The 20,569-nt window shown below is 57.3% G+C and carries 14 protein-coding genes and 3 pseudogenes; 6 read left to right on the top strand and 11 right to left on the bottom strand.

The features are described 5' to 3' along the window. Nucleotides 1-66: 66 nt before the first annotated feature. From YU3_RS0125015 to dndB, 11 genes and pseudogenes are all read right to left on the bottom strand, one after another. On the bottom strand, nt 67-558 hold the full coding sequence (locus tag YU3_RS0125015; protein ID WP_027168793.1) for a hypothetical protein: 492 nt from the start codon (nt 556-558) through the stop codon (nt 67-69). Then, on the bottom strand, nt 558-2,537 hold the full coding sequence (locus YU3_RS0125010; protein ID WP_156913593.1) for an ATP-binding protein: 1,980 nt from the start codon (nt 2,535-2,537) through the stop codon (nt 558-560). Before YU3_RS0125010 ends, YU3_RS0125015 begins: the two co-directional genes overlap by 1 nt. Further along, nucleotides 2,527-2,724, bottom strand: coding sequence for a CxC ATPase DNA modification system associated small protein (locus YU3_RS0125005; protein ID WP_027168791.1), 198 nt, complete (start codon nt 2,722-2,724; stop codon nt 2,527-2,529). The genes YU3_RS0125010 and YU3_RS0125005 overlap by 11 nt, the downstream gene beginning before the upstream one ends. Beyond that, the gene (locus YU3_RS0125000; RefSeq protein ID WP_027168790.1) at nt 2,714-4,675 is read right to left on the bottom strand and encodes a DEAD/DEAH box helicase family protein; all 1,962 of its coding nucleotides are present in this window, start codon (nt 4,673-4,675) and stop codon (nt 2,714-2,716) included. Before YU3_RS0125000 ends, YU3_RS0125005 begins: the two co-directional genes overlap by 11 nt. 1,705 nt (nt 4,676-6,380) lie before the next feature. Next, nucleotides 6,381-6,812, bottom strand: a pseudogene (locus YU3_RS41850) (sigma factor-like helix-turn-helix DNA-binding protein); the annotation flags it as partial. A 494-nt stretch (nt 6,813-7,306) separates the two neighbouring features. Next, nucleotides 7,307-8,395 (bottom strand): hypothetical protein, encoded by a 1,089-nt coding sequence (locus tag YU3_RS37460; RefSeq protein WP_027168788.1) that lies wholly within the window; start codon nt 8,393-8,395, stop codon nt 7,307-7,309. A gap of 237 nt (nt 8,396-8,632) precedes the next feature. After that, nucleotides 8,633-9,805: a cysteine desulfurase family protein gene (locus YU3_RS0124985; RefSeq protein ID WP_027168787.1), complete on the bottom strand. Its 1,173-nt coding sequence runs from the start codon at nt 9,803-9,805 to the stop codon at nt 8,633-8,635. Further along, nucleotides 9,802-10,173, bottom strand: a complete 372-nt coding sequence (gene dndE / locus YU3_RS0124980) for a DNA sulfur modification protein DndE (RefSeq protein WP_027168786.1) — start codon at nt 10,171-10,173, stop codon at nt 9,802-9,804. The genes YU3_RS0124985 and dndE overlap by 4 nt, the downstream gene beginning before the upstream one ends. Next, the gene (gene dndD, locus YU3_RS0124975) at nt 10,154-12,154 is read right to left on the bottom strand and encodes a DNA sulfur modification protein DndD (RefSeq protein ID WP_027168785.1); all 2,001 of its coding nucleotides are present in this window, start codon (nt 12,152-12,154) and stop codon (nt 10,154-10,156) included. Before dndD ends, dndE begins: the two co-directional genes overlap by 20 nt. Further along, nucleotides 12,151-13,638: a DNA phosphorothioation system sulfurtransferase DndC gene (gene dndC / locus YU3_RS37455; RefSeq protein ID WP_036259481.1), complete on the bottom strand. Its 1,488-nt coding sequence runs from the start codon at nt 13,636-13,638 to the stop codon at nt 12,151-12,153. The genes dndD and dndC overlap by 4 nt, the downstream gene beginning before the upstream one ends. A 21-nt stretch (nt 13,639-13,659) precedes the next feature. Continuing rightward, nucleotides 13,660-14,703 carry a DNA sulfur modification protein DndB gene (dndB, locus tag YU3_RS37450; RefSeq protein ID WP_198021713.1) on the bottom strand — a complete coding sequence of 348 codons (1,044 nt, stop codon included), beginning with the start codon at nt 14,701-14,703 and terminating at the stop codon, nt 13,660-13,662. A gap of 117 nt (nt 14,704-14,820) precedes the next feature. Between dndB and YU3_RS39690 the strand changes: the two genes are divergently transcribed. The 6 genes and pseudogenes from YU3_RS39690 to YU3_RS0124940 all read left to right on the top strand — a co-directional run. Then, entirely contained in the window at nt 14,821-15,126 is a 306-nt protein-coding gene (locus tag YU3_RS39690; protein ID WP_036259479.1) for a helix-turn-helix transcriptional regulator, read from the top strand. Nucleotides 15,127-15,555: 429 nt separating this feature from the next. After that, a pseudogene (locus tag YU3_RS41845) lies at nt 15,556-16,017 on the top strand (IS66 family transposase); the annotation flags it as partial. Between the two features lie 313 nt (nt 16,018-16,330). After that, a complete protein-coding gene (locus tag YU3_RS0124955) occupies nt 16,331-17,809 on the top strand; it encodes an NAD-dependent succinate-semialdehyde dehydrogenase (RefSeq protein WP_027168784.1) in 1,479 nt (492 codons plus the stop codon). Between the two features lie 12 nt (nt 17,810-17,821). Next, nucleotides 17,822-19,221: pseudogene (locus tag YU3_RS37440) on the top strand (aminotransferase). A gap of 264 nt (nt 19,222-19,485) precedes the next feature. Continuing rightward, entirely contained in the window at nt 19,486-20,184 is a 699-nt protein-coding gene (locus tag YU3_RS0124945) for a CoA transferase subunit A (protein ID WP_027168783.1), read from the top strand. 14 nt (nt 20,185-20,198) lie between these two features. Further along, a partial coding sequence (locus tag YU3_RS0124940) for a succinyl-CoA--3-ketoacid-CoA transferase (RefSeq protein ID WP_027168782.1) occupies nt 20,199-20,569 on the top strand: 371 nt, incomplete at its 3' end.

The raw sequence follows: 20,569 nt of genomic DNA, 5'->3' as shown, positions 1-20,569 counted from the left end.
GGGTGGACGACGCCAGCCGTGGCTTTCGTTAGCATGCTGGCCGTCGCCTATCCCATTCCTCATGCCTCAAGATGGCAGTGAACCCGTTGGCAAGCTGTCGGCCGACTTCACCGCCTGATCTATTAGCTGAACATAATCTCGCAAAAACTCCTCGCCTGAGTACGGTTTGGTTTCTCGCTTTTCAGACAGATAATCGTAGCCGCCGCTTGCGTACGCGTTCATTCGACGCATACCCTCCTCGGTCAATTGGTTGGGACTATGCGGATCTACGAGGCGCTTGAATAGTGCACGCACGGCAGCGCGCTCCGTGACTCCAATTCCACTCTTGTTGAGTTCCGCGATTACCAATAGCCCTATCAGAAAGCGGCTGGCGGGCTTATATTCCTTGACAAAATGATCCACCATTTCCGTCGTGGGAGCGCTATCGTTGCTTCGTCCACTGGCGAAGCCCGCCATCAGACAGAGGTAATATTGATCAAAATCGACTTTGAAATGCTCGAAATCCTCAATTTTGTTGAACCAAGCTTGAGCATCCTTTCGAATACGGAACCGAGCCATCAGATGTCCTTTTCATCCGTGAGGTCGAAAGACATAAAGTAGTCGCGGTTGTTGACTAAAACGGCATTGTCCGTCTTGGTCACGCCAACTGGCGGCAGGGTGCGCTCAAGCCGCTTTGTTCCCTCGGTCCTGCGGAACACCGTTAGAAACAGGCAATCCTCGCAGACCTTTTCCAACGCCTGGACGAAACCCGCTCGCTCAGTGTTGATCGTGAAGCCAACGAATTGAGTGCAAAGCTCGGGTATAAGCTTTCCGATATTGCGTCGCACGCCCTCGTCAATCGAATTGGCAGGACTATCGACTATGAGCGGAAAGTCATTGTTCCCGCGATTTAGGGCGCTCATTAAGAAAGTGTAACCAACAGATAGTTTCTGCCCCACGCTTGCACCTGACTGGTTGGCAAGGTGCAGCGACTTATCGATGCGATCGATGCGAAGCGGGTCGTTGGCAAGGATAACCGAAAGCCTCTTGTTTGATTCCTGCACCAGTTCGGCGCGGATCTCATCCCGCGCCAGACGCGCGGCTTGCTTGAGGATTGCTTCAATTATATCCGTTTTGCTTCTAAGATCGACAGTTTCAGATAATTTGGCTATGTCCTTCCCAACCTCATCCAATTTCTTCTCGACGAGCTTCATGGACATGATCGGCTCGTCAGTGTCTTCCCCTGACGGGGCATTGATCTCCTGTAGGACTTGCTTGCAGCGGGCTAACTCGGTTTCGAGAGTCCCCAAGGTATCCTGCCACTCTTTGAGCAACTCATCGCCTTCATCGATAAGCTTCTTCGCCAGCGCACGCAGCGTCTGATCGGCCTCTCTTTGCTGCCTGCGAGCTGATGTAAGTTCTTTTAACACCCTCTCGAGAAGCACGTAGGCCGGCTCATCGCCCGGAGCGGCCACGAACATGGTGATGTCATGCTTCAGCGCGTTGATCGTTCCGGATTCCTCCATGTCGAGATAACCCTTCGCTCGCTTCAGGATTTCGTCGCGAGCAACATCACTCATCGGACGTCCGCAAATGCAGTCGGGCTCTTGAACGAGATCTGCGAAGAACTGGGCTGAGGTGTTCTCCGGAAGTTTCAGATGGTCAAGGTTATCCCTGAGTTCGACGAGGCTCTCGGAGAAGCTTTTGTGAACGGCCAACGGCATTCGGAGAAGATCCATGACCTCGCCCGATGCCTTGCTTACCGCATTGTTGGCACCCTGGAGGGCAAGTATTGCCTCAGCGTGCTGAACCCGAGTGGCTTCAACACTGCCAAGCCGATCGGCAATTTTCTTGGTAAGATCAGCGGCTGCGACTGAGCCTGCATCGATTTTTCGCTGCGCGACGTCGCGCGCCTTTTCGAGATCACTGCGGCGCCTGAGCAGTGCATCGCGCAGGCCATTGAGCTTGGTCAATGCCGCAGCCGTCTTCCCTCCGCCCTGGCTGGTACGCTTTTTCCACTGCGATTCAGTGGTTTGAGCGACAATGTCGAGGAGGTCCAGTTGACACAGCGCGCTAATAGCCTCGTCAGCGCGTCCCGCATCCTGCTTCAACAATTTGTCGGCAAACTCACCGTCAAAGATGAACAGGTGCAGAAAGTCAGGCGTCAGAAATTTTAGAACCGATGGAGGAGGCTGCCACCGGCCAACCACGCCTCCGCTGCCGGGTGTTGTTGTGCGGTACGACGCGGTGCCGTTTTCGAAATCCAAAATCAGTTCGATGGTGAGCGGTCGCCTGTCGAGCAGCAACGCTACGCGGAACTCACCTTTGTCCCGATTGTCCCCAGGTCGGCGATAGTCTCGTATTCTTGTCGGTGGCCAGGTGCTCGCCTGGCCGGTAAGGGTAGCTCGAATGAGCTCCAAAGTTGTCGTTTTCCCGGTGCCGTTCGGCATTTGTACCAATGCGACCTTGGCCGGCTCACCTGACTTGCCGGCTAGCTTGATCTCAACGTCAGGACACCGCAAACCATTGCTGGCCCAGCCACTTAGACTAATCCTCATCGGTTGTGTCCTTGACCTTAACAGCTTCCAAGACGTTTTCGTAAAAGCGAGCGTTTTGGTCCTCACTGCCTTCGCCATCACTCAATGACTTGAGCCAGGCTACAAGTCGTTGTGCAACTGTCTTGGGCTGGCCAGCAGCATTGACGGAGCTGTGGAGCGCTGCCTCGAGGGCTGGATCAAGCGGCATTAGAGTCTCCCTTTCTCACCGCAGATAGCGCTGTAAGCCAAGCACAGCGCTCCTGATCAGCGTTCGGAACCGGATCGGTCGGACTGGCCGGCCTGACAAAATCGACGACCAGAGCACGTTTTTCAGGCAATAAAGGATCTGTCCGCAGGCAGCGGCCGATCCGCTGAATTGTCTCGAGTTTTGCACGAGCCGACGCGAACAGCACGACCGTGCTCAACGAGCGAATATCAATCCCTTGGGATATTCGGTGACATGTGACGAGGCAATCGATGTCGCCTCGGGCGAACGCTACCAAATGGTCTCGATCGTCTTCGGCATAGTAGGTTCGGTAAAGGTGCGTGTAGTCATGCAAAATATCGAGAATTCTGGAGCCGTATTCTTTTGTCTCAACGAAGATGATGCACCGCTGGAGTATTGAAGGGTTCACTTTAAGATACTCGCAAAAGACCACCGGCTTCATCTCGGCGGTCTTGTATATCATGGCAATTTCGGTCCAGATTTCCTCGTCGCTCATCGGGTTGCCATTGTGCAGGCGCGCGGCCTTCTTAGTATAGACGCCCTGCAGTCGCTCTCGATCGCTGGTCGTTAGTTCATACGCAAGCGGTAGATAATCGAATTCGCTCAGCACCCCGCGCGCGATCGCCTTTTCAAGCGGAAACCGATACAAAACAGGACCAAGCTCGGTTGCGATGAATTGATTGCCATCCTGGTCGTAAGCCCGGTCCGGCGTGGCGCTGAGCCCCACTTTAAACGAAAAATCGTTGTGGCTCCCGCCAAGGGAACCGACAAGACTCGGTGTGCCCAAGCCGTGAACTTCGTCGTGAATGACTATCATACGCGACTTTACGGCGGCCGGCAGCCTGCCCAGAAGTTTGTGGAGTTGGCCGCGAGAAATGACAATCAGCCCGCGATAGGGATCAAGAGCAAACTCGCCAAGCTCATGATAACGTTCATAGTTTCGGTAGATGAGCCAATGCGGGCCACCGGCGAGGTTCCATTGTTCGAGCTCCTCTGCCCATTGATCCAGGAGGTCGGTCCCGTCCATTGCAACAATCGCGGCGTCGATCGATTTCGAGGCGATCAACGACGATAAGATCTTGAGTGCTGTGCGGGTCTTACCTGTCCCGGTTGCCATCTCCAGGATCCCGGCCCCGCCCGCCAAAAACGCTGAAACCGCTTCTTCCTGATGCAGCCACCGTTTGTCGGGCTCCGGCTGCTGCTCCGGCTTCTCTTCCGCCACGGGTTTTCTGTGGCGAGGTGCTCGCTCTCGCAAACGGCTGATTACGTCCGTCGATGGCGCTAAAACATCGAGGCCTTCGGCTTTGTTGTTCCAGGCTTCGTCGAACTGTTCGACTTTCGTGGAGACCCGCTCTTCCTCTGCGGGCACCCATGACCGGTAAACGTCGATCGATTCGTAGTTCCTGCTGTGCCCGCTTCTGGTTTCGTTGGCAGAACCTGTGAACGCGGCGCGTGATCCGTTTGGGAAATCGAAGATGCCGATCTTTTCATGAAAGATGCCCGGTTGGGCGACATGTTCTGGAAAGGCGAATTTTATCTGTAGACGGTCGTTTGCCAGGAGCCAGGCAAATACATGAGCGAGACGTCCGGAATCGGTCGGGTCGCCAAGCAGCGCAATGATTTCGTCCAGAATTCGCTCGACAATAATTGCCTGATACTGCGCGATCCTTTCGGGATTGTGGAGCGCTCTCAAGGTCGCGGCATCCCCTGGGGAAAGCTCCGGCGATGCTACCATTTGAACAATCAGCTCACCGTCAGCCGCGACGCGAGTCAGCGCATCTGTCCAGCTTAAAAGTGCTGAAGTGGAGAAGTATCCCACGGCCCGACGATAAAGGGTAGCAACCCGTAGGCATGGCCGAAAAAAGTCAACGGCCAAGTCGTCTTTGCCACTGCGGTAGTGGGATTTAAGCTCTGGGACTTCCGGCGCGATCATTTCCGCACCCCTTTAAGGCTAGGGGACTTCATTCCGCAAGCAACCATTGCAGATTGGCCTCTCTTTGCCGGGCTTCGCGAGACCGGCGACGCTCTGCCATCAGCAACTCAAAGGGATCGTCACTTGCCTCGCTCGCGACGGACGCTGTCTGTTGCCCGAACATCGCCACGACAGCACTGTGGCTGACCCAGCTTTTTGGATGGAGTATTGCATGAGCGACTTGTCCTGCGAGTAACACACCGGCACCGCGGCTCCAGTCGAGTTCTCCCGTATGCGCCAGTTCCCCTGTTAGCTCACTGCGCACGACATCAAGGGTGGAAGTGACAGAATGTTGCATTTGCCATTGAAAGCCCTGCGCGTCGGGTTCCTTCAAGGCACCTAAGCAAACCAGCAGAGCCACCAGGCCGGCCCCGGCGTGAGAGTCGATCCTTCGACCCGACAGGCGATTCGCGGCAATCCAATTCAGCCCACCTTGACTATGAGCATAAACGCAGGCTGCGAGGATCCTATCCAAAGACGGCAGCTCATAGGCGGCATCGCGCCGAAGAGTCATTCCGATCGCAAAACGACCTTGCTGATATTTGAGACGTTGCCAATTTGCGCATTCAGTCGAACCGACAGGCCAGTCGGCGGGATCAGCTACGGAGAGCAGCGAGGCAAAGACGTCTGCATCGCTGGAATGGCGAGCCCATCGACATAGTTTGAGCTCCGCCGTCGGCGTCCAAAATGGAAAGATCGAGCGAGGCTCTCCGGCATATCGCGCATGGGCATAAAGCCGAGCCTGGTTGTCATTGAAAAGGATCGGCAGGTCGTCTGGGAGGTGAGCAGCGATTGCCGAAACATGTTCGGACAGTCCATAGACCCCGGGAAGCACACGAATAAAAATTTCGCGACGGGTGATCAGAATAGGCCCTATACTGTTGGCGGACCGACCTTCTGGTAGAATGGCTTGGGCATCGTCGAGCAGGTCTCCCAACCTTGTGGGGCCGCGAGCTTGAAGCGCTACCTGCAGCGCGTGCGCGATTGTCCCTGGTTCCTCCTCTTGCGGTTGATCGTCCCGTTCCGCTGGCGCCAAGCTCTTAAGCGTCGTGCCAGCGGCGCCGATTGCCAGCCAGCTACCCTCTTCGATTTCCAGAAACAGATGCGGTGCGGCGCCCATGACGATCTCAGCGTCACGTTCGGAGCAAAGATCATTCGCAAAATGAGCATGATAGATCGGCAGCAATTCCTCGATGGGCTGGGCTTTGCCCGCAACGGCAAGGAGGGTGTGCAAGCCGATCAAGCGCGTCAAGCGAGCTCCGACACGCGGCGGCATCACGTAGCCAAGTCGAATCGGGTGCCCAAGAACAAGTTCGCATGCCGCCTGCACAACTTCGGGATTGGCATTCGTCAAAGCACCCAATGCTTGAGGCAGCGGAGCGCGAGCAATCGCCTTTTGCAAATCCTCTGCAACCGCTTCGACCAGTGATGCGTCACCCAGGGGATGAATCCAGCCTTCTGGCAGAGGCAGCGCAATACGATCAATCCACTGGTCAAGCCGGACATCGAGGATGCTTAACGCTAAAGTCACGTAGGCATCGACATCGCGACGGCGGGAGGGCAGCTGAGCCTTGGTGAGGACTGGCGCGTTTTTCGCAATGACCAACCATTGCCCCGGTCCCTCCTGTTGCAGCAGCTGTTCAATTGGGTAGCGCCGAATCTGGGTTCGCAACCTGCGCAATGATTTCGATTCAATCTGGCGAATTCGCTCCCGCGTCACACCGAAGTCGGTACCGATTTCCTCTAGTGTTTCCCTGCCTTGCTGCCCAATACCGTTGCGACGTCTGAGAACAGTGGATGCTCGCTGGTCGAGCTGTGACAAGAGCCATTCGAGACGATCCGCCAGTCGCTCCTGCTCTGCGGTGGCCACCTCGTCGGGCAAGCCAGGATTGTCGGGCGCTGTGTCCAGCTTGTGTTCGCGGTCAGCGCTTGAGTTGTCGAAAATTAGCGATACGAACCGATCCTGCCTGCCAAAGCCATTCTCTGTCAGACGGCGACGAATGTGACGTTCACATAGGCGTCGGAATTCCTCGACCGATTTGCGTCCACAGTTTCGCGATTGCGTGATCCTATGGGTGGTGTTGAAGAAGTCTTCCATGGCTTTCGCAAACGTCATATCCAGCAAAGGCGGCCGAGAAAGGACGGCCTCAAGCCGTGTCGACAGGACTTCTTCACGGGCGATTGAGCCAATGGTGTCGCCGTCGAAGAGACTGATGAGGTCTGATCTCTCGGATGAATTGGCGGTAGCTGAAATCTCAGTGCGACTTAAAGGATGAACGCCGTTGGACGCACACTCGGCCCGGATGAGCGCCTCTAGTTCGTCCGCGCTCTTGCGTCCGAAATTTCGAACGTCATGCAGCATCCTAGTCTGGGCTAGCGGCCCCGCATCGAGATAGTCCCCGATCGTCGCATAAGGCAGACTGCCGGAGCTATCTGCGACAGTCACAGCATTCCTCAGGCGGACCGAGACGTCGTTTTCCGCAACAAGCTCGACCAACCTTCGCATTCGAATGGCGTTCGGGGTGACGGACTCGTTGGGATCCATCTCCGCGGGCCGATTATCACTTATAGATGAAAGGATATGGTCGCTCATCATCTGCCAGGCACATTTTTATCTATTTGTTGTGCCTGCAAAAACTCTCGATATTTGCGGACCAGGTAGTAAATGCGGCCCGGGCGCCCTTTTCCCCGTCCTGCCGGATGGTTTTCCTCGATCTTCTGGGAACATTTGGCAAGCATCCCTATCAGAATGAGATCCGCGGAACGCCGGTTGAGGGCAAGTTCGGGACTGCCAGACAGCTCCAGAAACTTATTGAAATCATCAATGCGTGTCGAGGCAACGTCCGGGTTGACTGCCTCAGGTCCTAGAGCCTTCTCGATCTTGCCAGCCGAGGTGAGCCCCAGAAGCACAGCTTCGTCAAATGCCAGTCCAGCATTTACCGATAGATCGGCTTCGGGAAAATGCTTGCGCATACGCGCGACAAAGTCATGCACATCGCCAAAATCGCCGGTCTGCACAGTCATGCGTGCGTAATTGGCGGCAAGGAGTTGGGTAATTGCGGCATCACCCGAACGCGTCAGATGACCAAGGGCTCCAAGCAGACCGCGTTCGGCTTCGCCAGGTCCTCCCCCCTCAGGTTTGTAGCCTATATCATGTTCGATCTCATTCCACACATGCGCCATCATCGAACAGATCTGGATCTCGCAGCTTGCACCGCGCAAGTTTCCATAGTCGCCGACCAGTTCCTCTTCGCGTAGGAACACTTGACAATGCGTGGCACGGTAAAATTGGCAGTTGGCGGGGTCGAGCTTGTCCTTTTGATCGATCTCGACCGCCTCTCCGTCCCGCCCGACGAAAAGCGTCTTGATCGCCTCGGTGACGCGTGGTTCGTCCTCGGGACGATACGTCGCCACGCGAACGCCGGCGAAGTCTCCGATCTTCTCGAAAACCTCGTCTACCGTTTTGAAGTTTTTGTCGGATCTTTTAGCGAACCGCCGGAGCTTGCCGTCAAAACTCCGAACGGTCTTTGTGCGCGAGGTGATTTGCGCACGGATCGCATTCCCTTCCACGATGTTGGATCGGCAGATATCCGCGACGCGCGCAGCAAGTTTGATGTAGCGATCACGCTCGCGATCATAGCGAGATACCGCAGCGTCTATCACGTCTTCCGATATTGACATCGCCCCCCCCACTCCCAAGGCTAGATTCGCTTGAGATTGGCCGTCTGTCTACCAGAATTGTAGTAGACCCTAACAGTAGGGGATTGGCAGGAACCTCAGATATCGCCGTATTTCACAGTTGCTGCGGCATTAGGATGAACAAATAGTAGAGAAGCTAACATTGGATCATTGTCTGCCCTTTGGCGCCGGCGGCGAGACGGGTCAGCTATCTCTCTAGCAAAGGCACTTTTTGTAAGTTCAGGCGGCGAACCGGCGAAGCTCTTCAACCGCCTCGATCAGAGCGATCGTAAATTGCGCCATTTGTTCGGCGGTTGAAAATCTACCTGGCGAGACCCGAAAGGCTTGTCGCGCTCTCGGAGTATCACCGAACATGGCGAGTAACACGGGGCTTGTTTTAACTTTGTCAGTCGCACAGGCACTGGACGCGGAAAAACTAGCGACAGAGTTTAGTCGGTGCATGAGGGCTAACGGTTCGACCCCGGCAATCGATAGCGAAACGTTTCCAGCAATACGTTCTAAGGGATGACCGTTGAAGCTGACGCCGGCAATTGCGGAAGAAACCTCCTGAACGAATTTCTCGCAAAGCGCGCGCAAGCGCGCATCGTCGGCCCGACATTCCTGACCCGCGATCTCAAGTGCGGTTCCAAGACCGACTATGAGGGGCACATTCACGGTGCCGGAGCGAAGCCCACGCTCCTGTCCGCCGCCAAAAGAAACAGGCACGAGCCGAGCGCGCGGCGAGCGCGATCGAACGTAGAGGGCGCCCACACCCTTTGGCCCGTATGCTTTGTGCCCAGAAATGCTCGCAAGGTGGATGTGTTCGGCCATAACGTCGACGCGCCTATGAACCAGCAGCTGCGCGAGATCGGCATGAAACAGGACGCCGCGTTCCTCACAAACAGCGCCGATTTCAGCGATGGGTTGAATGGTCCCCACTTCGTTGTTGGCGCCCATGATTGATACTAGGTTCGTGTCGTCCCGGATTGCCGCGGCCACGTCGGAGGGTGATACCCGACCCTGTTGATCGACCCCGACAATTGTAACCTCGAACCCTTCCCGTTCCAGCTCCCTCATCGGCTCCACGACAGCGGGATGCTCGATAGCGCTCGTTATCAAGTGCTTACGCTCCGGCCGTGCCCGGGCGGCACCAATGATCGCTATATTGTTGGCTTCGGTGCAGCTGCCGGTCAGGACTATTTCGCTCTCACGAGCGCCCAACGCTTCTGCGATCTGCACACGCGCAGCCTCCACCGCTGACCTGGCGCGATTGCCGTGGACATGCTCCACACTCGACGGATTTCCGAACACCTCGGTGAAAAACGGAAGCATGGCCTCAAGGACCCTGGGGTCCACCGGGGTGGTCGCGTTGTGGTCGAGGTATATGGGCTCCTTGTTCGCCTCACGTTTCATGCGGCGAGCACCAGACGACCCAGGTCCGCCGCAGATTTGGCCCGCACAGACAAAGTACCCACGCCGCGGTGAATGTGAGCACGAAGACGCGCAACGAGATCATCGTTCGATAGGGGGCTGGCGCCGCCCTCGTCCTCTTCAACGAAGCGCAACAGAGCGGCAATCAAGCCAGTATACTCGCCCGTAAGCGTGTAGGCGTTAAACTCCTGGCCGCCCTCATCAGGAGCTGGCGCAATCGCCGGCCCTTCTTCAAGGGAGAGCATGATCGCGGTACGGCAAAGAAGGTTGGGGGTGACCCCAGTGCGCTGACGGATCGAGCGTAGCTTGCTTGTCGCCTCTGTTGAGATCCTAAGCTTGTTGTAGCGCAAGCTGACCTCCTTCGTCGCCATCGCCGAAGTAGCCTGGAATGGCTCGCGTTGCGCGTTGATCGGGCTCGTAGTCGAGTCTGTAGGAGTGGCTGATGCTCGGTGTGAGCTCCTTAAGCAGCCGCGCATCAACTTCGGTATCCGTGGATAGAACAATGACCTGATGGCTTGCCTCGGGGAAATACCGTTCGACAATGGCTGTTCGGTGTTCACTATCAAGTCGCGCCAGGGGGGTGTCGATAATCATCGGGAGCGCCCGGCCGCTGGTGCGAGCCAGTGCCCACAGCATGGCGATTGCATAGACCTGTTTTTCCCCGGCAGATAGGCTCGACTTCGGAATCTCGGCTCCCGTCTTATCGATCAGCGTCGCATCAAAAGATGTGCGGTCAATGCGAACATTCGCGACAAATCCCCCTTTGCGGGCCAGGTGATTAAACCTGCTAACAAACTCTGTCTGGAGTTGCGCAAGCTTCATATCGAGCAGCCGTTCCTCATAGAATTGCAACGCTCGGCCCACGCGCGTTGCCAGTGCGGCACGCTCTTCACCGGCCTTAGCCTCAGTCTGTGCTTTAAGCGTGCGGTCGCGCTCGCGGGCCAGTCCAGAGCGTTGAAATTCCAGAGTGTGGAGTTCGTCAGTCCGTGCTCGCAACACGGCTTCGGCAGTCCCGACAGACTTTTCAGCCGAGAGCAGCTCATCCAGAACGATCCCTGCTGCGTGCCCGGAAGCACGCACCAGATCGGCATCGACACGACGAAGTTTGCGTTGCAAGGAGTCCAATTCGGAGACAGCCAGGGCTGCACGCGACGCAATGGTTTCACGAGCTTCGACAAGCCGTGCAACAAGACGCCGCCGTTCGCCGGCCTCCAACTCCGAAACGGTACCAGCAGCGGCACCGGCCGCTCGTTGCTGTTCTGATTCAAAAAAAGCATTCAGGTCACGCCAATGACTTTCCTGCCACCGGGCCGTGCGCGTCGGTGTGTTGGTCTTTCGCCATGTACCCACACGTTCTCGAAACTCGACCATATCCTCGCGCGGCTTTTCCCCGGCGTGCGCTAAAGCAGCTGAAAATCGCCGGAGCAATCTCGGAGCCGATGCGAATGGGAGGAGACCGCCGGCGAATTCTCTGATCTCAGCTTCGCGGCGGGTAATTTGTTGGCGCAACTCATCGCGCGAAGCCTCAATTTGAGCGCGGCGGTTTGCTGCGTCACCGCCTTCAGCAATAAACCGTTGACGGACATTGAGGGCCACTCGGGATTGAGACGCATGGCGCGAGGTGAGTTCAGCAACGTCCTCAGCCATTTCCGCAATGCGACGATCGAGCACGGACATCTCGCGAACAATCGTCTCAAGCCTAACCGCCTCGTCATTGCCTTCACGACGACCATGTCTAGCAAGATAGAGACCCAAGTCGGTCCGGAGACGTCCAACAAGCTCGATACCCAGGAGACCGCGAACAGCCTCGGCAAGACCCTCGTCGGGATCGTCTCTGGCGATTTCGGCAATCTTTTCGCCATCAAAGAAGAACAGCTGAGACACGCCCGGTGGTATCATTTCTTGCAGGAAGCTATGCCATTCGTCACGTGGCACGGCGTCGACCGGCGCCCCGTCTTTTTCCAACGTCAAGGTCTCGACGGTTTTCGTCCCGCGCGTCGCCCAGCGCCGCAAGACCTCATACCGATGAACTACACCACCCTCGGCATAGTCGAACTCGAGCCCGACCGATCCAAAAGGCGCCGGGCGTCCATCCGACCCAACATGAAGCCGGCGCCGTAGATGCTCCTCATATTCAGATTGCGCCACCCGATAGCCAAGCGCACGCCTCCCATAAAGGGCAAGCCGCACCGCTTCAAGCAGAGTGGTTTTGCCGGCGCCGTTCTTGCCGCCTATCAGGACGACGGGCCTTGCTCGCGCCGGCAACAAATCCAGACGCTGGCGACCGGCATAAAGACCGAAATTCTCAAGTGTGATTGATCGCAGCCTCAACGCCCATCCTCACCGACCATATCGAACGGAAGTTCCAAATCGTCAACAACTGCCAATACGCTGCCGTCCTCCAGCCCAAGTGTGCGTCGCCGCTCGGCTACGAGGACTTCAAGATCTCGCCATTCAAGCCTGAATGCGTCCTCAATACGAGTGTGCACGGCATGCCTACGCTTAAGACCATGTGAAGCTCGCTCGATATCAAGCAATTTCATCACGAGTTCGGGCGGAACCTCATTGTCCGCGCATACGGAAGCCAAGAGCTCACCGTCGTCCGCGGTGAATGCAACAGAATCTTCCGTCACCCACTCGATGTCATCGCGTCCGAGCGTCTCGCGTACGATACGCGGAACGGTGTCCGCCCAGTCACCACGCTCCGTGCGCCAGAGCCGCCGGATTTCATGTAATTCGTTCTCATGAATCAGAATTGGCGCTTCGCCTGCAGGCGCCTCTCGCGCAACTTCTTTTTGTGTTTCGAGCAAGCGACGAAGCAGAGTCCGACAAAATTCCATGGTGTACGGGCCGGGCATGACGCGGTCAGTCTCACCGATGAAATTCACTTGACCAGATTTGCGCCGAAAGTCCCTGAATTCATGCTTGCGCTCCGGATCCTGGGTCTGCGAAAGCATGTCACGGTACTCAAGAAGCGGTGTCAGCCACTCCTCGCCTGAATCAATCATCGACTCCATTGCCTTGTCACGCTGCACCACGGTGCAAACCCAGCACCCAAAGCGGGAGTTTCCGCAAGACGGAGTCGATGTGTCCACGACCAACGGACACTCGCCCGCGCTGGCGTTGCGGTACATTGCAACGAGATCGCGGTTGTCATTGCCCCAGGGAGATTCATTCTGAAGCAGGTAAGTCCAGACGTCGTCAGTCGAAAAATCCGCGATCGGCGCGTACACAAAGGCGTTCATCAGCGATGAGTGGCGCCGCAGCTGAGACCCCTCTATCTGATGCAATGACATTACCTGGGCGCGGGTCGCAGATTCTTGTGACCGGACGCCGAGAACCATGACGACTTCACCGAACTCAGCGACGCGGCTTTTGATGAAAGCATCGGCTGGCTGGATCTTGAGCCGCTCCGTGCACCACCGAAAGCGGCGTGACGGGGCTGGGTACCCCTTCCCGATCAAGCTCACCCAAAAGCTATCTTCCAGCTCCGGGACAACCTTGTGCGTGACGACCGGCATGTTTTGAGCGGCCGCAGCCGATGAAATGCGGTCAAGTGTGACGTCTATATAGCGCGACACCACAGGCGTTTCGACGAGCGTGTCGGAGCTGATAACATAGATCGTCTTGGTCCGCCGTTCAGACGGCAACGCAGCGATTGCCGTCCAAATCAACTGCAGGGCGGTGGTCGAGTCTTTTCCTCCTGAATAACCAACCACCCACGGCCGAGCATCGGAAAGGTAGATGTCCCGAATGTCGTCCAATATGGCCGCGATTCGGCCTGCCCCGTTGGAATTGTTATTCTTTTTGCTCACGGCATTTCTCCTGAAAGGAGTCTAACCGACTTGCCCGGGTGCGTCAGCGCCATTCGTGGTGAGTGACCAGATTTTTTCCGCAGTGAGCATTACGCTGGTACGCGATCGATTGATGCGACCGATCAGAAGTGCCCGCCCTTCCCAAAGGGCGCTATTTGACCGGGCCCAATCAACGTCGCCCAAACGGTTGATTGCTGTGCGCCAGTCGAGTCTCGGGTCGTTGAGTAACCGCGCGCCTGCTATTGCGATGGCTTCCAACGCAACACCATGGGCGTGGACCTTTTCACGCCTGAGGGCTGCGGGTGTCATTTGTCCGCGGTGCGCAAGGCCCCAGTCAGGAATTGATTCCGCCACCGCTGCCCAAAACTCTATGACCCTCGCCTCATCGACTTCGCCCGTCTCTGATGCAAACGTCGAAACAGCTGTGTGAAGGTTGCTGAAAGCGAATAGCTTCGGCGAACTGGCTGTGAGATTAGATCGACCAAAGTCGGTCATGTCTCTGAAAAGCGGCACCCAGTCAACGACGGCCCGGGACAATTTTGCTCGCTCATCACGCGCGTCATACAGCAGGCGAATTGAACGCGAGGGCTTCACTCCGTGTTGATTGAGGTCAACGAACATCTGCCGTGAGCGCTCCAACCCGTGGTCTGGAAACAAAGTGACGGCGACTGTCTCGTGAGCAAAATGGGGGCGCTCGCGAAGCACCTCAATAATTGCAGCCCTGCGATGCTGGCCATCATTCACAAGGATTGTCGCAGTCATGTCGACCGACAGCGTTCCGATTGATCTCAAGGGTCCGTTCATGTCGCTCGGCTCAAAATGAAACCCGCCGTCGATCGTCGCCGTCAAGGCGGACAGTACGTACTCCTTTGGGTTGGACGTGATGTAACGAACGAGTGCTGGAATGCGGCTCTTGTTCAAGCGACGCTGAGCGCGAAGTTCGTCCGGAACAGCTCCATCATTAAATCGCAATAGCGATCCCACAGCACCAAGCGGAACCATCACTACGTAATAGGCTCGACCTGCCTGAACGCCCCTTATGGCAGGGAATGCAAATGCATTCATGGCCAATCTCTCCGCAACTAATTCGCACATGATATCGCGATCAATGGCCATGGTCAATATATACCGGGGATATATATACCGTGGACGATTAGCACCATATCCGCAATCTAGTGCGGCATGGCAGAGCATTTACGTGTCCAGCTTGGTGAGCAGCTTAGACGCCTTCGGGAACAGGCCGGCTTGTCCCAAGAAGGGTTTGCCTCGCAAGCAAACATTGACCGCGCAGCTTATGGGAAACTCGAACGAGGTCAGGGCAATGTGACATTGATCACACTTGCCCGAATTGCTGTCGCACACGAAATGAGCCTGGCTGGCTTGCTTTCAGGCATTACGCTGAATCCTGCAGATATCCAGGCCATACCGCGAATTGCGCGCGGAAATCGTCACGCGAGCCGATTTAGCAAGAAGGAAAACGGCAAGTGATGACGCCCAAAACGAGTTCCAACTCACGACGCCAGATTGGATTCGGTGAATGAGAGAGTTCAGTCGATGTCGCGGCCAGTCTGATCCATAACTGGTGCCGCACGGTGAGAGCCCGCGAGACGGGCTTTGTCGAAAGTGTCGAGGTTACCGACAAGCCTGTCGACGCTTCGCTGCCGGCGGCGCCACCAGCGCAATCGAGCTGGGGATTGCCTGCATGTGGCTGCCGGTCGACTTGGCGGCAGCGATGGTGAAAGCGTTTGCCGTTTCATGATCCCAATTCAGAGCCAAGTGGCGGATCTGGTTGGTGACACCTTCGTGGCCACTGCCTGTTCGGCGGCGAAACTCGTCTGACGTTGCCGTGCTTCCTCGAAAGTGAGTTCCATTTCGTCGTGCAGGCGCGATGAGCGTTCAGAACTCTGAACACCTAGGGCGGCTTATGTTCGCAAACGACCGGCGCGCCAACAATATCTCGAGCATCTGCCGCGCGAACGCGTGATAGCCGGCGCCGGCGGCTTGCCATTGCTGCGGCGGTCATCGGCTGAGCAAGCCGGGAAGGTGATCCAACACTTGCAGGCGAAGTTCACTTGCGATTAGCCAAGCTCGGCGGCGTTCCAGGCCCCCCGCGCGGCTGGGCCGGTCCCGGCCTAGTGGTGATGATCCTGTTTGAGAAGTTCGGCCGGCATCAGCCGCAAACCAAGCTAAACCTGTGACCGCGCGTGCCGCTTAGCCAGTTGATGCCGGCCGACCAGGTCAGCGCCCGGCGCCGCGGCGCTGGTGCCGCTATTCATGCGGCTCGAGGCCATGTGCGTTGCTTCACGTTTGCACGGCGACGACGGCTCGGTCGTGGCCAAGGCAAGATCGACACCCGGCCGATCGTGGACCTTTCTACGGACGGCCTGCTTTCTGCAGGTGCGCTGTAGTGATCTGACCAGTACATAGCAGCCCGGGATCGCGGGCTACGTCGACGGCCACGGTCGCCCGATAGGTCCAATGGATCCATTGCAGGCAACGTACTTCCAAGTCGGGAGTTCCAAGCAAGCGGCCTGCCATATAGTATCGCTGGGTTCTCATCTGCCGCAATCTAGCGAAATTATGCGTCAAGCCATAACATGTTGCAGCCAATATGCGCAGCGGTGGCTAACTCCGCATACCGACGGCAGCAGGCCCGTTCTATCTATTACCCATCAGTTTTGGAGCTTCAAAAATGAACGGTCTTGCAGCGTCGGCTTTGAAGGGACTAAAACGAGCAGATCTTCTTGAGCATCGCGCCTTCTTTGGGGGTCAGTGGATCGGCAGGAATCGAGTGCTCGAGGTGCTCGACCCGGCCACCGGCGACAAACTTATTAATGTTGCTGCTTGTGATGAAAAAGATGCTGACCTGGCTGTAAGAGCCGCACGGGAGGCCTTTGCCGGCTGGCGCGACATGCGGCCTGTCGAGCGGGGCGGTGTATTGCGCGCTTGGGCGGATGAACTGCGTGCGAATGCAAATGATCTGGCGGTCATAATGACAGCGGAGCAGGGAAAACCGCTCGCCGAAGCGAGGAGCGAAATCTTCTACGGAGCCGGGTTTATCGACTGGTTTGCGTCTGAAGGTGAGCGGGCTTATGGCGAAACAATCCCCAGTCATTTGACCGGCAGTCGAGTGTCGGTTCAGATGCAGCCAATCGGTGTAACTGTCGCAATTACGCCTTGGAATTTCCCCTCAGCGATGATTGCCCGCAAGGCTGGAGCGGCGCTTGCGGCCGGCTGCACGATGATTGTCAAGCCAGCTCCGGAAACGCCTCTTTCGGCATTGGCACTCGCCCGCCTAGCCGAGGAAGTTGGCATTCCCGCCGGCGTCTTCCAGGTGATCACTGGAGAGGCTCCGCCGCTTGCCAAGCGCCTGCTTCAGCATACCGAAGTGCGCGCCTTCTCCTTCACCGGGTCGACAGAGGTGGGGCGCATCCTGCTTGCCCAGTCCGCGGCAACAATCAAGAAGGCCTCAATGGAATTGGGCGGCCACGCGCCGTTCCTGCTGTTTGGCGATGCCCCATTGGATGCAGCGGTCGCTGGCTGCATTGGTGCCAAGTTTGCGACGTCGGGGCAGGACTGCCTGGCCGCGAACCGGATCTATGTTCAGCGCGGAATCTATGATCAGTTCGTCGCTAGATTTGCGGAGGCGACCGCCAAGCTGAAAGTCGGGCACGGTTTGGAGGAGGGGACCGAAATTGGCCCCATGACCCGGCTTTCGGTTGCGGAAAAATGCAGGCAACAAATCGCGCAGGCGATCTCGGCCGGCGCCCGGATCGTATGTGGTGGTCAGAACAGCCCGCTCGGCGGCAACTTTGTCACACCAACAATTCTGGCTGATGTCACCGACGACATGCTGATTGCTCGAGAAGAAACCTTTGGCCCTGTCGCGGCCATTCTTGCCTTCGACGACGAGTCGGAAGTGCTGGCGCGCGCCAACGACTCCGAAATGGGCCTCGCCGCCTACGTCTACACCGCCGACCTGAACCGCGCCATGCGGCTGACAGATCGGCTGGAATACGGCATGGTTGCTGTCAACACGCCGAAATTTACCGGCGCACCTATCCCCTTCGGCGGCTGGAAACAGTCCGGCCTCGGGCGTGAGGGCTCCAAGCACGGCCTGGCCGAATACCTGGAACCCAAATACGTCTGCATCGGCAATATCGCTGCCTGAAAGGAATAAACCATGACCATCAACGTCAAAGAGATCAGTGACAAGGACAGAAACTCGGTCCTGCATCCTTTTACGCAGCTCAAAGCCTTCGCCAGCGGTGAACTCGGCGATCCGACCATTGTCGAGACGGGCAAGGGAATCCGCATCCAGGACGCGCATGGCAATCACCTGATCGACGGCTTCGCCGGGCTCTACTGCGTTAACGTCGGCTATGAGCCGAGGTTGCCGAGGCTATCTCGCGTCAGGCCTTTCGTCTGGCCTATTACCACTCCTACGCCGCCCACACGACGGACGAGCTAGCGATCCTGTCCGATCGCCTGGTCAAGATGGCACCCGGCAGGATGAGCAAGGTTTTTTACGGCATGTCCGGTTCGGATGCCAACGAAACCCAAGCCAAGCTCGTCTGGTACTACAACAATCTGCGCGGCAAACCCTCCAAAAAGAAAATCATCTCGCGTGAGCGCGGCTATCATGGTTGCAGCATCGTCTCCGGGTCGATGACCGGCATGAGCTTCTATCATGACCACATGGACCTGCCGCTTCCTCAGATTGTTCACACCGGTGTTCCGCACCACTATTGGGGTAGAAACCCAGGCGAGACTGAACGCGAATTTTCAACGCGGCGCGGCGAGGAACTTGATCAACTGATCGAGCGGCTGGGACCAGAAAATGTGGGTGGCTTCATCGGCGAGCCGGTGCTCGGCACCGGCGGCATCACGCCTCCGCCGGAAGGCTACTGGCAAGCAATCCAGGCCGTGCTCAAGAAGCACGACGTGCTGCTCATCGCAGACGAAGTCATAACTGGCTTTGGTCGAACTGGCTCCATGTTCGGCTCGCAGCACTATGGCATCGAGCCCGACCTTGTTACGATCGCAAAGGGTCTGACTTCGGCCTACTTCCCGCTTTCAGCGGCAATCGTCGGCGAGAAAGTGTATAAGGTCATGGAGGATGGGGCCGACAAGGTCGGCGCATTCTCGCACGGGTACACCTACTCTGGTCATCCCATCGGCGCCGCCGCGGCCAACGCGGTTCTCGACATTGTCGAGAAAGAAGACCTCCCCGGCAATGCGCGTGACGTCGGCGCGTTTTTCCAGGCGCAGTTGCAGGAGAAGTTCGCGCAGTTGCCGATCGTCGGCGAAGTGCGCGGCGTCGGTCTTATGGGCGCACTCGAATTTGTCGCCGATCGCAAAAATAGGAAGCGTTTTGATCCCTCGCTCAAAGTTGGCGCACGCGTCTCTAAGGCAGCGCGCGACCGAGGACTGATTGCCCGCGCAATGCCGCACGGGGATATTCTGGGCTTTGCCCCGCCGCTCGTAACCACGAAGGGCGAAGCCGAAGAGATCGTCGCCCTCGCCGAAGGCGCCGTTCGTTCAGTCATGGACGACTTGGTTCGTGACGGTGAGAGAATCTGAAGGGGTGATGACCAGACTACAGATCCAAACGGACAATGCGTTAGCTGCACTTTTGAACAGGTCGGGCAAAAGCAAAGTGGGCCTCAAATCCAGGCCCACCAAAACCCTTCCCGGCTTTCATAACGCTTGCTGCTCAAGAGCTCATGACGATCTGTACAGGCTGCCGTTGACGAAGATGCCAGCGGACCCCGTTGGAGCTGCGAGCCATGCCTTAACTGCCGCACGGATCGATTCTAGATGATCCGCGCCAACCTGGGAGGCTATATGAACAAAGTCCATAATGATGCCAGTTCTGCGTTGGAGGGTCTGTTATTCGACGGGATGCTCATTGCGGCGGGCGGATTTGGGCTCTGCGGTATACCGGAGCTGTTGATCGGTGGCATTCGGCAAGCGGGTACGAAGGAGCTGACGATCGCGTCGAACAATTGCGGCGTCGACGATTTTGGGCTTGGCATGCTGCTCAAGACCAAGCAGATCAGGAAGATGATCTCCTCTTATGTCGGCGAGAATGCCGAGTTCATGCGCCAGTATCTGAGCGGGGAACTGGAACTTGAGTTCAATCCGCAAGGGACGCTGGCTGAACGCATGCGGGCCGGCGGCGCTGGCATCGCCGGCTTCTACACCAAGACCGGCGTGGGGACCGTCGTGGCAGAGGGCAAGGAGCACAAGGTCTTCGACGGGGAAACCTATATGCTTGAGACCGGCATCGTCGCCGACCTGTCAATTGTGAAAGCCTGGAAGGCAGATGCCTCGGGCAACCTGGTGTTCCGCAAGACAGCGCGCAACTTCAACCCGCCGGCTGCCACGTGCGGCAGGACCTGTGTCGCCGAAGTCGAGGAGATCGTTCCCGTCGGCAGTCTGGAGCCTGACCAGATCCACCTGCCGGGGATCTATGTGCATCGCCTAATTGAGGGCAAGCACGAGAAGCGCATTGAACAGCGCACGACGCGTGCTGCGGCTTGAAGGGGAGGTGACAGATGGCCTGGGACAGGGACCAGATGGCGGCGCGGGCCGCGCGCGAGCTTGAGGACGGCACCTATGTCAATCTTGGCATCGGCATTCCGACGCTCGTCGCCAATCATATTCCAGACGGCATTCACGTGACGCTGCAGTCGGAGAATGGCTTGCTTGGCATCGGTCCATTCCCGACCGAGCACGAGATCGACGCCGACCTCATCAATGCCGGCAAGCAGACGGTGACGGCGCTGCCGCATTCGGCCTTCTTTGACTCTGCCCAGAGCTTTGCGATGATCCGCGGCGGCAAGATCGCAATGGCGATCTTAGGCGCCATGGAAGTGGCCGAGAACGGCGACCTCGCCAACTGGATGATCCCCGGCAAGCTGGTCAA

It is taken from the genome of Mesorhizobium sp. WSM3224, assembly GCF_000427725.1.
In the GTDB taxonomy this organism is placed as follows: Bacteria; Pseudomonadota; Alphaproteobacteria; order Rhizobiales; family Rhizobiaceae; genus Mesorhizobium.
The sequence above is the reverse complement of the archived record's forward strand: the minus strand, read 5'-3'. Positions and strand labels throughout refer to the sequence as shown.

Bases quoted from the DNA above. Each gene is read 5' to 3' on its own strand.
- YU3_RS39690 (WP_036259479.1), top strand. From the start codon at position 14,821: ATGGCAGAGCATTTACGTGTCCAGCTTGGTGAGCAGCTTAGACGCCTT.
- YU3_RS0125000 (WP_027168790.1), bottom strand. From the start codon at position 4,675: ATGATCGCGCCGGAAGTCCCAGAGCTTAAATCCCACTACCGCAGTGGC.
- YU3_RS0124945 (WP_027168783.1), top strand. From the start codon at position 19,486: ATGAACAAAGTCCATAATGATGCCAGTTCTGCGTTGGAGGGTCTGTTA.
- YU3_RS0125015 (WP_027168793.1), bottom strand. From the start codon at position 558: ATGGCTCGGTTCCGTATTCGAAAGGATGCTCAAGCTTGGTTCAACAAA.
- YU3_RS0124955 (WP_027168784.1), top strand. From the start codon at position 16,331: ATGAACGGTCTTGCAGCGTCGGCTTTGAAGGGACTAAAACGAGCAGAT.
- dndB (WP_198021713.1), bottom strand. From the start codon at position 14,703: ATGAATGCATTTGCATTCCCTGCCATAAGGGGCGTTCAGGCAGGTCGA.
- YU3_RS0125010 (WP_156913593.1), bottom strand. From the start codon at position 2,537: ATGAGGATTAGTCTAAGTGGCTGGGCCAGCAATGGTTTGCGGTGTCCT.
- YU3_RS0125005 (WP_027168791.1), bottom strand. From the start codon at position 2,724: ATGCCGCTTGATCCAGCCCTCGAGGCAGCGCTCCACAGCTCCGTCAAT.
- YU3_RS37460 (WP_027168788.1), bottom strand. From the start codon at position 8,395: ATGTCAATATCGGAAGACGTGATAGACGCTGCGGTATCTCGCTATGAT.
- YU3_RS0124985 (WP_027168787.1), bottom strand. From the start codon at position 9,805: ATGAAACGTGAGGCGAACAAGGAGCCCATATACCTCGACCACAACGCG.